This is a genomic window from Corynebacterium durum, from assembly GCF_030408675.1.
Classification (GTDB): Bacteria; Actinomycetota; Actinomycetes; order Mycobacteriales; family Mycobacteriaceae; genus Corynebacterium; species Corynebacterium durum.
In genome coordinates, this window is sequence record NZ_CP047200.1 from 1,156,373 (window position 1) to 1,170,284 (window position 13,912).

General features: G+C 55.2%; 10 protein-coding genes. 5 read left to right on the top strand and 5 right to left on the bottom strand.

What is annotated here, in order from left to right; translation table 11 throughout:
- Positions 1 to 130 precede the first annotated feature (130 nt).
- Both serA and CDUR_RS05475 read left to right on the top strand, forming a co-directional pair.
- The gene (gene serA, locus CDUR_RS05470; protein WP_179417440.1) at positions 131 to 1,723 is read left to right on the top strand and encodes a phosphoglycerate dehydrogenase; all 1,593 of its coding nucleotides are present in this window, start codon (positions 131 to 133) and stop codon (positions 1,721 to 1,723) included.
- A 123-nt stretch (positions 1,724 to 1,846) separates the two neighbouring features.
- The gene (locus CDUR_RS05475) at positions 1,847 to 3,247 is read left to right on the top strand and encodes a hypothetical protein (RefSeq protein ID WP_179417441.1); all 1,401 of its coding nucleotides are present in this window, start codon (positions 1,847 to 1,849) and stop codon (positions 3,245 to 3,247) included.
- Positions 3,248 to 4,045: 798 nt separating this feature from the next.
- Here CDUR_RS05475 and CDUR_RS05480 read toward each other — a convergent pair.
- The 5 genes from CDUR_RS05480 to CDUR_RS05500 form a co-directional block, all read right to left on the bottom strand.
- Positions 4,046 to 4,258 carry a hypothetical protein gene (locus CDUR_RS05480; protein WP_179417442.1) on the bottom strand — a complete coding sequence of 71 codons (213 nt, stop codon included), beginning with the start codon at positions 4,256 to 4,258 and terminating at the stop codon, positions 4,046 to 4,048.
- A 74-nt stretch (positions 4,259 to 4,332) separates the two neighbouring features.
- A complete protein-coding gene (gene glmS, locus CDUR_RS05485; RefSeq protein WP_179417443.1) occupies positions 4,333 to 6,207 on the bottom strand; it encodes a glutamine--fructose-6-phosphate transaminase (isomerizing) in 1,875 nt (624 codons plus the stop codon).
- A gap of 161 nt (positions 6,208 to 6,368) precedes the next feature.
- Positions 6,369 to 7,517 carry a mannitol-1-phosphate 5-dehydrogenase gene (locus CDUR_RS05490; RefSeq protein ID WP_179417444.1) on the bottom strand — a complete coding sequence of 383 codons (1,149 nt, stop codon included), beginning with the start codon at positions 7,515 to 7,517 and terminating at the stop codon, positions 6,369 to 6,371.
- Complete coding sequence (locus tag CDUR_RS05495) at positions 7,514 to 9,493, bottom strand: PTS mannitol transporter subunit IICBA (RefSeq protein ID WP_179417445.1); 1,980 nt, start codon at positions 9,491 to 9,493, stop codon at positions 7,514 to 7,516. The genes CDUR_RS05490 and CDUR_RS05495 overlap by 4 nt, the downstream gene beginning before the upstream one ends.
- A gap of 209 nt (positions 9,494 to 9,702) precedes the next feature.
- Positions 9,703 to 10,026 carry a hypothetical protein gene (locus CDUR_RS05500; protein WP_179417446.1) on the bottom strand — a complete coding sequence of 108 codons (324 nt, stop codon included), beginning with the start codon at positions 10,024 to 10,026 and terminating at the stop codon, positions 9,703 to 9,705.
- Between the two features lie 294 nt (positions 10,027 to 10,320).
- Here CDUR_RS05500 and CDUR_RS05505 point away from each other — a divergent pair, with 294 nt between their 5' ends.
- From CDUR_RS05505 to CDUR_RS05515, 3 genes are read left to right on the top strand one after another with little or no spacing between them, the layout of a single operon-like run.
- Positions 10,321 to 11,340, top strand: coding sequence for a 3-isopropylmalate dehydrogenase (locus tag CDUR_RS05505; protein WP_179419034.1), 1,020 nt, complete (start codon positions 10,321 to 10,323; stop codon positions 11,338 to 11,340).
- Between the two features lie 20 nt (positions 11,341 to 11,360).
- The gene (locus CDUR_RS05510; RefSeq protein ID WP_179417447.1) at positions 11,361 to 13,217 is read left to right on the top strand and encodes a putative nucleotidyltransferase substrate binding domain-containing protein; all 1,857 of its coding nucleotides are present in this window, start codon (positions 11,361 to 11,363) and stop codon (positions 13,215 to 13,217) included.
- Positions 13,217 to 13,879, top strand: coding sequence for an exonuclease domain-containing protein (locus tag CDUR_RS05515; RefSeq protein ID WP_179417448.1), 663 nt, complete (start codon positions 13,217 to 13,219; stop codon positions 13,877 to 13,879). The genes CDUR_RS05510 and CDUR_RS05515 overlap by 1 nt, the downstream gene beginning before the upstream one ends.
- Positions 13,880 to 13,912: the final 33 nt, after the last annotated feature.

The window sequence follows — 13,912 nt, forward strand, 5'->3', positions numbered from 1 at the left end:
CGTGGACGGCGGTAACGGTCTAAACTGAACGGCAGTCGCACGCCAATGAGCCGGCGTGGACCTGCCTTGGTTGTCGACGCGGTCGTGCCGACCCAAGGCGGACATTCCTCATTTTCCAGGAGATACGCACGTGAGCCAGAATGACCGCCCGGTTGTCCTCATTGCAGATAAGCTCGCGCAGTCCACAGTGGACGCGCTCGGAAATGGTGTGGAGGTGCGCTGGGTAGACGGTCCAAACCGCCCCGAACTCCTCGCCGCCGTCGGGGAGGCCGATGCCCTCCTCGTACGATCCGCCACCACCGTTGACGCTGAAGTGCTGGCGGCAGCACCGAAACTGAAGATCGTTGGCCGCGCAGGCGTCGGCCTCGACAACGTTGACATTGACGCCGCCACCGAACGCGGAGTCATGGTGGCCAACGCACCCACCTCCAACATCCACTCCGCCTGCGAACACGCCATTTCCCTTCTTCTCTCCACTGCCCGGCAAATCCCCGCTGCGGACAAAACCCTCCGCGACGGCGAATGGAAACGCTCTTCCTTCAGCGGCGTGGAAATCTTCGGCAAGACCATCGGCATTGTTGGGTTTGGTCACATCGGCCAGCTGTTCGCGCAGCGCCTCGCGGCCTTCGAAACCACCATCATTGCCTACGACCCCTACGCCAACCCGGCCCGTGCGGCACAGCTTGGGGTGGAACTCGTGTCACTCGACGAACTCATGTCCCGCGCCGACTTTGTGACCATCCACCTGCCCAAAACCAAAGAAACCGCAGGCATGTTTGACGCAGACATGCTGGCTAAGGCAAAGAAAGGGCAGATCATCATCAACGCTGCCCGCGGCGGACTGGTGGACGAACAAGCCCTGGCTGATGCCATCGAATCCGGCCACATCCGTGGTGCGGGTTTCGATGTCTACGCTTCCGAACCCTGCACCGACTCTCCGCTGTTCGCACGACCCGAGGTGGTAGTCACCCCGCACCTTGGTGCCTCCACCGTTGAGGCCCAAGACCGTGCGGGTACCGACGTCGCGGACTCCGTGCTCAAAGCCCTCGCCGGTGAATTCGTCCCCGATGCCGTCAACGTTTCCGGTGGCCGCGTTGACGAAGAAGTGGCACTCTGGCTCGAACTCGCCCGCAAGCTCGGCCTGGTGGCGGGCCACCTGCTCGGCGGCGCACCCGTCACCCTCGAAGTGGAGGCACGCGGCGAACTATCCACCGAAGCCGTCGATATCCTGGGACTCTCCGCCATGCGCGGCGTATTCTCCGCGATTATTGACGAGCCGGTTACCTTTGTGAACGCGCCCCGTATCGCTGAAGAACGCGACGTGGAGCTGAAAGTCTCCACCGCACCCGAATCCGTGTCACACCGCTCCGTGCTGGAAGTCAAAGCCATTGCCGCCAACGGCACCGTCGCCTCCGTGGTCGGTGCACTCACTGGTCTGGAACGCGTAGACAAGATTGTGCGCATCAACGGCCGTGGCGTGGACATGCGTGCCGAAGGCCGTAACCTTTTCCTCCACTACGAAGATGCCCCCGGCGCCCTCGGCAAAGTGGGAACCAAGCTTGGCGCCGCAGGCATCAACATCATTGCCGCAGCCCTCTCTCAAGACACCGAAGGCACAGGTGCCATCCTGATCCTCCGCGTTGACGGGGAAGTACCCGAAGCGCTTGTTGATGAGATTGCTAGCGAGCTAGGAGCTTCCGCTATTCAGCTGGAGTTGGGGTAAGTAGTAAGCGAAATATGGGGTGCAGTAGTTGTTTGCGACTATTGTGCCTCATATGAGAAGTAAAATATTATAGAAAATAAAAAATTTTAATTACAAAATAGCTAATTTTGAGATGATATAATTATGCGTTTATCTTGGGGTTTATTTTTTTCGATGATTGCAATTTCTTTTGGAATTGTTTTTTGGTTTATTGGAGTCTATGAGATTTTTCCTGACCTTAAAGAGCCTCCCAGCCTTACTACTTTTTTGTCATCTTTAGCTGCGTACGTTGCTTTTGTTTCTTTCATTGATAATCGTATAAAAAGAAACAAAGAAATCATAAAAAATGATGCTATTAACATAAGTAGAAAAATAAAAAAGGATCGGGGGAATGTTATTGATATTATTCAAAACTATTATGAGGGAAAAGGAGTAGTAAATATGGACGCGATGATTTACATTATTATAGCCATCGTGCTTGCTCCTGGTATATTTTCTGTTGGTTTATTTTTTCATTGGGGCGCATTCGCGTTGTTCCGTAACGGTCATTTAGAAATTGCGATCGTGCTAATAATTTTTTTCTTGTCAGGATCGATTAGTAGTAGTTACATCAACGATATTAGGAGGATTCCTGAATATTCATATACCCATGCAAAGATTTTAAACAATAGTAGGTCTTTTGATGGGTTTAAAAGAAAATTAAAACTTAAATTTTTTAAAAATTATAAGATAGATAATCTTTCAAAGAATGAACTAGATAAAATTTTTAAGCCCACACCTTGTATAAAAGAGCGAGACTTTTTAAATTGCAGGTATTCAAATAAAATAGTTTTAAGTATTTTATTTCTGTTTAATATCATATCGATTCTTCTATTCCTATTTGTATGCGGTATTCTAAATGTTAACGACATGAAATTGTTTGTACTACTTATTGTTTTGGGGCTGGCCTTGCTTGCTGGATTAGTTTTTAAATTTAAAATATTATTTCACGCAATTGTGATCGCAGTAATCATTGTTGTATGTTTTATATTGATGGAGATGCGTTATTTTATTATTTTGCGTCAAGTTTCCTTTTTCTTAGGATTTGCTACTCTACTAACATTTTTAGATTTGATAGCTTCTAGAAGCTTTGTTTATTGGCATTTTATTAAAAATTTAAATAATTTTTTAAGGGCGTTTGCGTGTCTTGTTATTAAACTTTTTCCTTTATTTATAACTGTATACCCTATTCTTGTTAAAAATCTAGAGAATTCTGCAGTCTATTCGTTGTATGATTATTTGTGTCTGGCGTCTGGCATGTTCGTAGCTACTTTAATCGCCATAGGCATTTCTGGATACTTTCACTATAAAGAGCAAGCTAGATTGATGAATGAAGCCATATTTCTACAGTTGGGAAAGAATGTAGAAATAGGTGATAAGATAGATGAAATTTTTATTTATCCTCTATATCATTTTGTAGAAGTTCATCAAAAAGAGGAACAGAAAGTGCGGGATTTTGCTGAAGATCTTCAAGGTGAGGAATCTTATGAATGTAACGGAAGCTAAGTCAGGATTAAAAATTCTCAACGGGGTTCCCAACTAAGTTCATGATGTAGCAATGTTGCTATTTTTGCACTTCAAAGCAATCACGATAAAATATAGATTTGCGAGTTGTGGGGTCGCATAGTGTTTTAATGCCGAATTTTCTTTGTTTTAACGATCTTGATTTTAGCAATAATCTTCTTGTGTCAAACTATCTCTTTTATGTGAGGTTTAATTCTATATCCTGCATATTGATCTTGTGCAAAAATCTGTACGTCGGTGGATCACATGTTATCAAAAGAATGCTTTTTCGCAGCGTTGATATTTATTGTTCTGGGTTTGATCGGGACAATATATAAGTGGTCTGCTGTTGTGGTACAATAAGACTTTGGAATAACCGCCAAAGCGGGATTGTTTGCCAGAAACCTTCTGCTCATGTTGTAAACGGTGTTGCTGCTGGTAGTAATGTCGAACCTAGTAGCTATTATAGTGGTAGTAAACTAGCAATTTTATAGCCTAATATTTTCAAATCTGATGCCTGACAGTGTTTGGGTTTCATAGGTGACAGTATATTGATAGTTGCGGCTGTCGCAGATCAGGTGTTGGGTGTTTAGTCAACAGCAGATAGCATTGGCGATATCGTCCATCATATCGAGGTGGGCTGACATGTGGAAAAGGCTTCTTCTGCTTTGATATTGGTTTTGGTTAATTGCTAAATTAGCAGCTTAGTTCTTGCTTCTATGTGTGTTGACCTATTCTATTCCTCGGTAAGAAAACTTCTAAGTTGTGAGAATTCCTACGTTTTATAGTCTGCTAATTTAGCTATAGCATGTTTCGACTTACCCACGTCCGATAGGACGTGATGGACAGGGCGCTGAAGCTGCTGAGGATGCAGGCTACGGATGCGAAGGAGCCGATCGACCCGATAGAGAACGCCGAGCCGATGGATCCGATGCTCATAAAGGAGTTAACAGAGCAGATGCTCAGCATAGAGTTTTTAGATTTGATGGATAGGAATGAGTTTTTGTTGCTCACAAGTACAAGGGTATAGGAAACCGCCCCACGCGTTCGAGAGCCTGGGGCGGCTTTGTTGGAAATAGTTGCAGTAACTATTCCACGGTCACGGACTTGGCCAGGTTGCGGGGCTGGTCGACGTCGTAACCTTTGCATTCAGCGACGGTTGCCGCAAACAGCTGTAGTGGGACCGTGGCCAACAGGGGCTGCATGAGTGTCGGGGACTGCGGGACGCGGATGACGTGGTTGGCAAACTGCGTCACAGCCTCGTCGCCTTCCTCGGCGATCACAATGGTGATGGCGCCGCGGGCGCGGACTTCCTGGATGTTGGATACCACCTTGGAGTGCAGGGATTCCCGACCGGCGGGGGAGGGCACGATGATGAACACCGGCTGGCCTTCTTCAACCAGGGCGATGGGGCCGTGCTTGAGCTCACCGGCGGCGAAGCCTTCGGCGTGCAGGTAGGCGATTTCCTTGAGTTTCAGTGCGCCTTCCAAGGCCACCGGGTAGCCGACGTGACGGCCGAGGAACAGCACAGAGCTCGCTTCCTGCATGTCGCGGCCGAGCTGCTTGACTTGTTCTTCGTTGTCAATGACCTTTTGGATCTTGTCGGGAATCTTCCGAAGTTCCTCAAGTGTTGCATTGACTTCGTCGGCGAACATGTTGCCGCGAAGCTGTGCAAGGTACAGGCCGAGGAGGTATACGGCAGCGATCTGTGCCAAGAATGCCTTGGTGGATGCCACGGCGATTTCCGGGCCTGCGTGGGTGTACAAGGATGCGTCGGATTCGCGAGGAATGGAGGAGCCGTGGGTGTTGCAGATGGCAATCACCTTGGCGCCTTGTTCCCGGGCGTGGCGCACGGCCATGAGGGTGTCCATGGTTTCGCCGGACTGGGATAGTGCCACCACCAGTGTCTTCTCGTTCACGATGGGATCGCGGTAGCGGAATTCGTGCGCGAGTTCCACTTCGGTGGGGATGCGGCACCAGTGTTCGATGGCGTAGCGGGCGACCAGGCCGGCATAGGCGGCGGTGCCGCAGGCAATGACGATGATCTTGTCGATGCTGCGGAGGATGGACTCGTCGATGTGCAGCTCATCAAGGGTGAGCTTGCCGTTTTCGTCGAAACGGCCCATCAGGGTGTCACGTACAGCTGCGGGCTGGTCGTGGATTTCCTTCTCCATGAAGGAGTTGAAGCCACCCTTTTCGGCTGCTGCGGCGTCCCATTCCACCTTGAAGGGCTTGCCGGTTGCTTCGTTGCCGTTGAAGTCGATGATGGAGTAGTCGGTGGCGGTGATGGTAACGATCTGGTCGTTCGCCATCTCAACGGCGTTCTTGGTGTAGTCGATAAAGCCGGATACGTCGGAACCAAGGAAGTTTTCGCCCTCGCCCAGACCGATGACCAGCGGTGAGTTGCGGCGTGCGGCAACGATGCGGTCCGGGAAGTCTACGTGCAGGGCCAGGAGGGTGAAGGCACCTTCCAGGCGGTTGCAGGTCAGCCGCATCGATTCGGTGAGGTCGCCGTTGCCTTCACCGTTCATGATGTCGCCCAGCAGGGTAGCAGCAACTTCGGTGTCGGTTTCGGAGGCGAAAGTGTAGCCTTTCGCTGCGAGTTCGGTTTTCAGTTCAGCGAAGTTTTCGATAATGCCGTTGTGAACAACGGCGAGTTTTCCGCCGTCAACCACGTGCGGGTGAGCGTTGGCGTCGGTGGGTGCGCCGTGGGTTGCCCAGCGGGTGTGCCCGATGCCTACCACCGAATCGGGGAGGGGATCGCGCGCGATTTCCTCGTCCAGACCAGCTACTTTGCCTGCTTTCTTGCGGAAGTTAATCTTTCCGCCTTCCAGCATGGCTACGCCCGCAGAGTCGTAACCGCGGTATTCCAAACGGCGAAGTCCCTCAAGTACAACGTCTAGTGCGAAGTACTCCCGATTTGGGACGTTGTTAGTCCCTACATATCCAACAATTCCACACATAAAACTCGACTCTACCTTGATCTGTTAGTAATTTAAATAGGCTTACACCCACGTGTCATAACGTGCATTGTTTGTGCGCTTTGCTCACGAAAGTATCGCTGTTGATACGGTGGCAAAGTGGCAGTAACAATGCACGTTACGATAGGAGAAACATCTGATGTCTAGGACGCAAATGCTTCTGATAATGATGCAAACAAGGGGTGCTCCGGCGATATTCCAGTCAGCTCTGTGACCAGCACATCTGTCGCCTCACGGGAGCCACGTGCGGAAGCCAGCTTTTCCTGGAGTTCACTGGATTCGGGGTCCTCCGGGACGTCGAAACGCAGCGCCGCAGCAACGGTGTTCACCAGGGCAGAGGCATCGTGCCCGCGTTCGGTGAGCTCGGCGGCGGGGCCGATGAAGCGCTCGTTGCGGGAGATTTTACGCAGCGGCGCGCGGCCAACGCGCTGAACCGTGTCCGGAAGCGAGGGGTTGAGGAAACGTTGGATGATTTTGTCGATGTACGCCTGCTGCACCTCAGGGGCGAAGCCGAACTTTTCGACAACCAGCGTCTTGGTTTCTGCGAGGACCGCCTCGACATGCGCACGCACCTGGGGGTCCGCCAGGGCGTCGGCAATCTTGGTGATGCCCGCGTTGTAACCGAAGTAGGCGGTTGCGGCGTGCCCGGTGTTCACGGTGAACAGCTTGCGGGTGATGTAGGGAGCGAGGTCATCGACCCAGGTCACGCCAGGGATGTCTGGAACATTGTCGCCGAACGGTGTCGATTCGACGGCCCATTCAAAGTAGTTCTCCACAGTGACATCGAGGCCCTGGCCGGGTGCCTGGTCGGGAACGATGCGGTCCACGGCCGTGTTGGCAAAAATGGCAACCTCGTCCACCTCGGGGAACTCCTGGCGAATCGCCTCCGCGAGGCCGTCGGTGGCATTGATGGCATTTTCGCAGGCCATGACCGCAACCTTGCCCTTGGAGCCATCGGACGTGGCGGCGCGCTGGCGCAGACCTTCCGCGATGGTAGGGGCAATGATCTTCAATACGGTGGGTCCGACGGCGGTGGTGATCACGTCGGCGTCAGCAATGTGGGCGAGCAGTGCGTCTTTGTCCTCTGCCGAGTTCACACCGGAAAAACCAGTGATGGTGATGTCCTTGGGGTCTTGACCCACTTCATGAACGGTGTAGGAATCGTTCGAGTTGAGCGCGTCAATGAGCGGGGCCGCAACGTCGGCGAACACAAGCTCGTAGCCCGCGTTGTGCAGAATCACCCCCACGAACCCGCGGCCGATGTTTCCAGCGCCGAAATGGAGGGCTTTCATTCGGTCACCTTTCCGAAGATCTCCAGGATCTCCTCTTTGGTAGCTGCGTTCTTCAACTGTTCAACGGATTCGTTGCGGCCGAAGATCTTGGCGATCTTGGACAGTACCTTCAGGTGGGATCCATCGGCACCAGCGATACCGACCACAAAGTAGGTGGACTGCCCGCCCCAATCCACGGGTTCCTCGTAACGAATGAAGGAAATGGCAGAACCCTTGATGGCGTCCTTCGACTCGTTGGTGCCGTGCGGAATGGCCAGGCCATTGCCCATAAAGGTGGACACGGACTGCTCGCGCTCGTGCATGGCATCAATGTAGGATTCGTCAACCGCGCCGACCTTGACCAGCAGTTCACCGGCCTCATTAATGGCGGCGTAGCGGGTGGTTGCGGTTCCCGCGAGCACGATATTATCGGCCACCAGCAGCGGTTTCTTTTCCGACTTGTCTGCGGTAGGCGCGGCGTCGTCACCTTCGCTGCTTGTCGACGCCTCGGTGGTCGCCGTAGCTGCGGTAGCTTCGCGCTGGCTGCGGATCAGGTCCACAATCTCGTCGTAGCGCGGGGAAGCCATGAAGTTGTCGACGGTCACGTGTACAGCAGACGGTGTGGGTGCCTTCGCGCGGTCAAACAGGTCCTCATGGCAGACCAGCAGGTCGTAGGTGTCGGTGAGATTGTTGATCGCGGAGTTCACTACGCTCACATCATTGCCGTAGCCTGCGTCTTTGATCTTGTTGCGCAGCACCGAGGCACCCATGGCGGATGAACCCATGCCGGCATCACAGGCGAAAACAATCGTGGAAATGAGCGGGGTCTCAGTGGATTCACCAGTGAGGGCGGCTCCGATGGAGGACTTCTTGCCCTTCATTTCCTCCATGCGTGCGGTGGCTGCGGCGAGGTCATCGTCGGTGTGCTTGGAGAACTTCAAAATGGCCGAGGCGACAAGGAAGGAAACAATGGCTGCGCCAGTGACGCCGGCGATCACGCCAACATAGGAGTCGCTGGCTGTTGCGCCGAGGATGGCGATGATGGAGCCGGGGGCTGCGGGGGAGCGCAGGCCAGCGCCGCTGATGGTTTCAATAAGCACCCCGGTCATGCCGCCGCAGATCGGGGCCAGAATGAGGGCGGGCTTCATCAGCACGTACGGGAAGTAGATTTCGTGGATACCACCGAAGAAGTGGATGATCGATGCACCTGGTGCGGTGGCCCGTGCGCTGCCGCGACCAAAGAAAGTGTAGGCCAGAAGAACACCAAGACCAGGTCCGGGGTTGGCTTCCAGCAGGTAGAGGACCGATTTTCCGGTTTCCACTGCCTGGTCGGTGGCTAGCGGGGTGAGCACGCCGTGGTTGATGGCGTTGTTGAGGAACAAGACCTTAGCTGGTTCGATGAGAACCGAAGTCAGGAACAGGACATTGTTATTGACCAGGAATTCAACAGCGTTACCTGCGATGGTCATGAAGACATTCATGACCGGGGTGAGCAGGAACATGGAGCCGATGGCTCCCAAAGCTGCGAAAATGCCGGCGGAGAAGTTATCCGCCAGCATCTCGAAGCCGGGGCGGACCTTGCCTGCCCATAGCCCGTCAAGTTTCTTCATGCACCATGCTGCGAGGGGGCCGCAGATCATGGCGCCGAGGAACATAGGTGAGCCGGAGCCATCCTCGCCGATAAACACGGGGGAGGAGGTGCCCATGATGACACCCATGGTGGCAATAGCGCCGACAACGCCACCGCGAACCTCATAGACGAGGCGGCCGCCTGAGTAGGCGATAAGGATTGGCAGGAGGTACGTGACCATTGGGCTGACGAGTGTTCCAATGTACTCGTTGGGAGTCCAGCCCTCAGGAATGAAAAATGCTGTGATGATGCCCCAAGCGATGAACGCACCGATGTTGGGCATGATCATCGACGACAGGAATGTGCCCAGTTTCTGAACGGCGACGCGGATGCCGCCCTTCTTTTCGGGCGCAGTTGCAGTAGTCAAAATTCTGCTCTTTCTGCTGGTAAGTGGATGACACAAAAGCAGTGTGAGGTACAGGTCACTTTTTAGGGTGAATCTGTGCTACATCACGATTTGCTTTGTATACATTACCAGTTTTGGTGGGACCAAACGCAAGCCTTTTTTGGTGTGATGCAAACGATTGCATATTGGTGAAAGGGTTGGACGTGTTGGGGTGTCGTTGGCGGTGCCGGTTATTCCTCGACCTCGACGCTGAGGTGTGTCCACACCATGGGGTAGCCCATGAAGGTGGTTGCACTGTTGTAGTCGTTGATAATTTTCTGCCGAATACTGTTGATGTCTCCCTCATATATCTCGGGTTCGCCGTCTGGCCCGGATTCGTATCCGTCAAAGAAGGTGCAGGATTCGCGGTATTGGTGTGGTCCGATGTGTTCGAGGCAGAAGACGATTTCGGTGTCAGTGAAGAACGTTTCATTTTCCTTGTTGAAGGTCCAGTGGTAGAGGGGCCATTCTTCGGTGATGAGTCGTTCGAGGTCTTGTGGGGTTGGTGTGTCCATGAGTTTTGCATTTTAGCAACTGTGCTGTATGTGGTAGTGCCGTGATCTATCAAACTCGCGTTTTGGGCGGGTTTTCGTGCAGTTTGGTAGATCGCAACCTACCCCCTGCAAAGTATGCTTATGCCCAAGCGCAAAAACACCCCATTTTCAGACCTGGGCATAAGCATACTTTCCATGCAACTATGTGCACTAACGTTGTTTAAGGTCGTGACAGTGCCAGAATCACCCCTCCGTTCATTCCTGCAGTGCTACACTAACCACAACGTCCATGTGGTGAGAAAGGAATCCCGCAAAGTGAAACTCGCAGTGATTGGTGGCGACGGTATCGGCCCGGAAGTAACTGCAGAAGCCCTGAAGGTTCTGAACACGGTCCGCAACGACATTGAGACAACGGACTATGACCTGGGGGCGCGTCGTTACCTGAAAAACGGCGAGCTCCTCACCGACGCAGACCTTGCTTCCCTCCGCGAGCACGATGCCATCCTGCTGGGGGCCATCGGCGCGCCCGGCGATGTGCCGCCCGGCGTACTTGAGCGCGGTCTTTTGTTGAAAATGCGCTTTGCCCTGGATCATCACGTGAACCTGCGCCCCGCCAAGCTGTACCCCACCTCCACCTCACCGCTGGCCAATCCGGGCGAGATTGACTTTGTGGTGGTTCGCGAAGGCACGGAAGGCTTGTACTGCGGAAATGGCGGCACGCTGCGGGAAGGAACCCCCCACGAAGTCGCCTCGGAAGTGAGCCAGAACACCCGCTACGGCGTGGAGCGCGTGGTGCGTGACGCATTTGCCCGCGCGCAGGCCCGTCGTAAGCACCTCACCCTGGTGCACAAGACGAATGTGCTGGTCAACGCTGGTGGATTGTGGCAGCGCACCGTGGATGAGGTTGCCACAGAATTCCCTGAGGTGACCGTGGACTACAACCATATTGATGCGGCCACCATCTACATGGTCACTGACCCCGGCCGCTATGACGTGATTGTCACCGACAACCTTTTCGGTGACATTCTCACCGACCTTGCAGGTGCCGTCACTGGCGGCATCGGCCTCGCGGCCTCCGGGAACATTGACGCCACCAATCAGAATCCCTCCATGTTTGAGCCGGTGCACGGCTCGGCACCCGACATTGCTGGCCAGGGTATTGCGGACCCAACGGCCGCTATTCTTTCCGCCGCTATGCTCCTCCGCCACCTGGGGGACGTGGACAACGCCGAGCGCATTGAAGCCGCTGTTGCCCGCGACGTCGCAACGCGTGGCGACGCCCCGATCCGCACCGCAGAGGTCGGGGACAGGATCGCGGCAGCACTGGCCGGGTAGAAATACCCTAAAGTAGGGGAATGACCGTTGAACTTGACGAGGTCCGCGACTTCCTCGCCGCGTCCGACCCTTTCGCACAACTCCCAACCAACGAGCTGAGCGGGCTGCCCCGGCACATGTCCATGCGGTATGTGCGCCGCGGCGATACCATCATCAGCGCAGGCCAACCAAACGATATGCTCTTCATCATTCGCTCCGGGGCAGTGGATGTGCTGGACGGTGAGGGGACGCTGCTGGATCGTCGTGACGCAGGGCGATCCTTCGGGTTCTCCACCCTGATGGGGGACAACATCTGCCGCTATAGCATGATCGCCGTGGAAGACACGCTTCTGCTTACGATGCCGCGCGAACCCTTCGTTGAACTCGCCGAACGCAACCCCGAAATCGCGCGATTCTTCTCCGGGCAATCCGCACGCATGCGGGCAGCGGCGGCCCAGCTGAGGCAGGAAAGCTCCTCCGACGTGCTGCGCACACAACTCGGGGACTTCAAAATCCCCAACCCCGCCACCGTCACCCCGGACACCACCATTCAGGATGCCGCCCGCATCATGGAGAACAGAAACGTCTCCTCCCTCCTGGTCTCACGAGATGGGGGACTGGAAGGGATTGTCACCGACCGCGACATGCGCGGGCGCGTGGTAGCCAACAACATGGACGTGACCCTGCCGGTCACAGAGATCATGACTCCCAACCCCCGCGCCGTCACCTCCGATGCCCTCGCCTTTGAAGCGATGCTCATCATGGCGGACATGCGCATCCACCACCTGCCCGTGGTTGACGAGGGCGCTGTCACCGGCATCATCGCTTCCGCCGACATTATGCGACTCCTCCGTCACGACCCCATCTACCTCACCGCCGACCTGTCCCGGCGAACCACCCCTGAGGACATGCGCGAGGTCTACGAATCCGCAGCCGACGTCGCCGTGCGATTCATCGAACGCGGTGCCTCCGCAGAGGAAGTCACCGGCCTGCTCACTGTGGCCGCCGACTCCCTTGCCAGGCGCCTCATCACCCTCGCTGAAGAACAACTCGGCCCACCGCCCGTCCCATACGCATTTGTGGTGCTGGGCTCCCAAGGGCGGCGCGGCATGGGACTCGCATCTGACCAAGACAACGCCCTCATCCTGGACGATTCCTACGACCCCGACCTCCACTGTGACTACTTTAAAAACCTCGCCGACTATGTGTGCACCGGCCTCGACTCCGCAGGTCAGGTTCTCTGCCCAGGCGACATGATGGCCATGAACCCCGACTGGCGCATGACCGTTACGCAATGGACAAACACCTTTCACACATGGATCACCGCACCTGAGCCAGAGGCGCTGCTGCACGCCCAAACCTTCTTCGACATGCGCGCCATTCATGGGGCGTTGGAGCTAGCCGACAACGTCCACACCACGGCTGTCAACATGGCCACACACTCCGGGAGACTCCACGCCCACCTGGCCACGCTGGCGGCGCGCCGGGAACCGCCTCTGGGTTTCTTCCGGGGGTTCGTGGTGGACCGCAGCGGCGATTACGCCAACACTCTCGACGTGAAAAAAGGTGGCACGGCGGCGATTGTTCAGATGGCCAGGCTGTATGCGCTGTCGGCAGGTATCGACGCCGTGGGGACCCGACCCCGGCTGCAGGCGGCGGCATCGGCAGGCGTGGTGTCGGAACGCGGCGCTGAGGACCTGATTGATGCCTTCGACTTTCTCACCACCATTGCGTTGCGGCAGCACGCGGAGCAGCTGCGGCGTGGGCAGAAACCCAACTATCACATTGACCCGAAAGAACTGGGCAAACTCGACCGCGAACACCTGCGTGATGCATTCCAGATCATTAAGGGAATGCAAAGCGCGCTGTCTACGCAGTATCCAGTGCGGAGCATGTGATGTTTGGGTTGTCCAGAAGGGAACGCGCGCTCAAAAAGGCCACTGGTGCGTTGGCTGAGTTCTACCAGGTTCCGCACCCCGGCCCGCGCGCGTCACTGGCGGACCTGCCCATGCTGGCGGTGGACGTGGAAACCACTGGGCTTTCGCCGCGCGATGATCGGCTTCTGAGCATCGGGTGGGTACCCATAGACGGGGGTACCATTACGTTGGCCGGTGCGGGGCATGTGGTGCTTCAGCAACGGGACGGAACATCGGTGGGGGAGTCGGCCACAATCCACGGTCTCACCGATGATGCAGTACGCGCAGGCATGCCCGCCGCTGAGGCGGTAACGGGACTGCTGCGCGCGCTGCAAGGGCGCGTGATGGTGGTACACTACACCGCCATGGAGCAAGGTTTTCTCTCGGCTGCCTGCACTCAACATTTTGGCGCTGAGCTGCACGTTCCCATCGTGGATACTTTTGCTGTGGAACGTCGACACATGGAACGCATGGGCACCTATCCACGTGGTGAAGACCTGAGGCTTGCGCGTGTGCGCCAGCGCTACGGCTTGCCTCAGTACCGCAACCACAATGCACTCACTGATGCCCTTGCCTGCGCAGAATTGTATCTTGCCCTCGCTGCCGCATCGCGGGGTACAACACTGACATCAATGCAGCCTTAGCTAACCCTATGGCTGTGTAATGATCCCCACATT

What these genes read in the sequence shown, in the direction of transcription:
- glmS (WP_179417443.1), bottom strand. Translation starts at nt 6,207, where the DNA reads ATGTGTGGAATTGTTGGATATGTAGGGACTAACAACGTCCCAAATCGG.
- CDUR_RS05510 (WP_179417447.1), top strand. Translation starts at nt 11,361, where the DNA reads ATGACCGTTGAACTTGACGAGGTCCGCGACTTCCTCGCCGCGTCCGAC.
- CDUR_RS05500 (WP_179417446.1), bottom strand. Translation starts at nt 10,026, where the DNA reads ATGGACACACCAACCCCACAAGACCTCGAACGACTCATCACCGAAGAA.
- CDUR_RS05490 (WP_179417444.1), bottom strand. Translation starts at nt 7,517, where the DNA reads ATGAAAGCCCTCCATTTCGGCGCTGGAAACATCGGCCGCGGGTTCGTG.
- CDUR_RS05515 (WP_179417448.1), top strand. Translation starts at nt 13,217, where the DNA reads ATGTTTGGGTTGTCCAGAAGGGAACGCGCGCTCAAAAAGGCCACTGGT.
- CDUR_RS05475 (WP_179417441.1), top strand. Translation starts at nt 1,847, where the DNA reads ATGCGTTTATCTTGGGGTTTATTTTTTTCGATGATTGCAATTTCTTTT.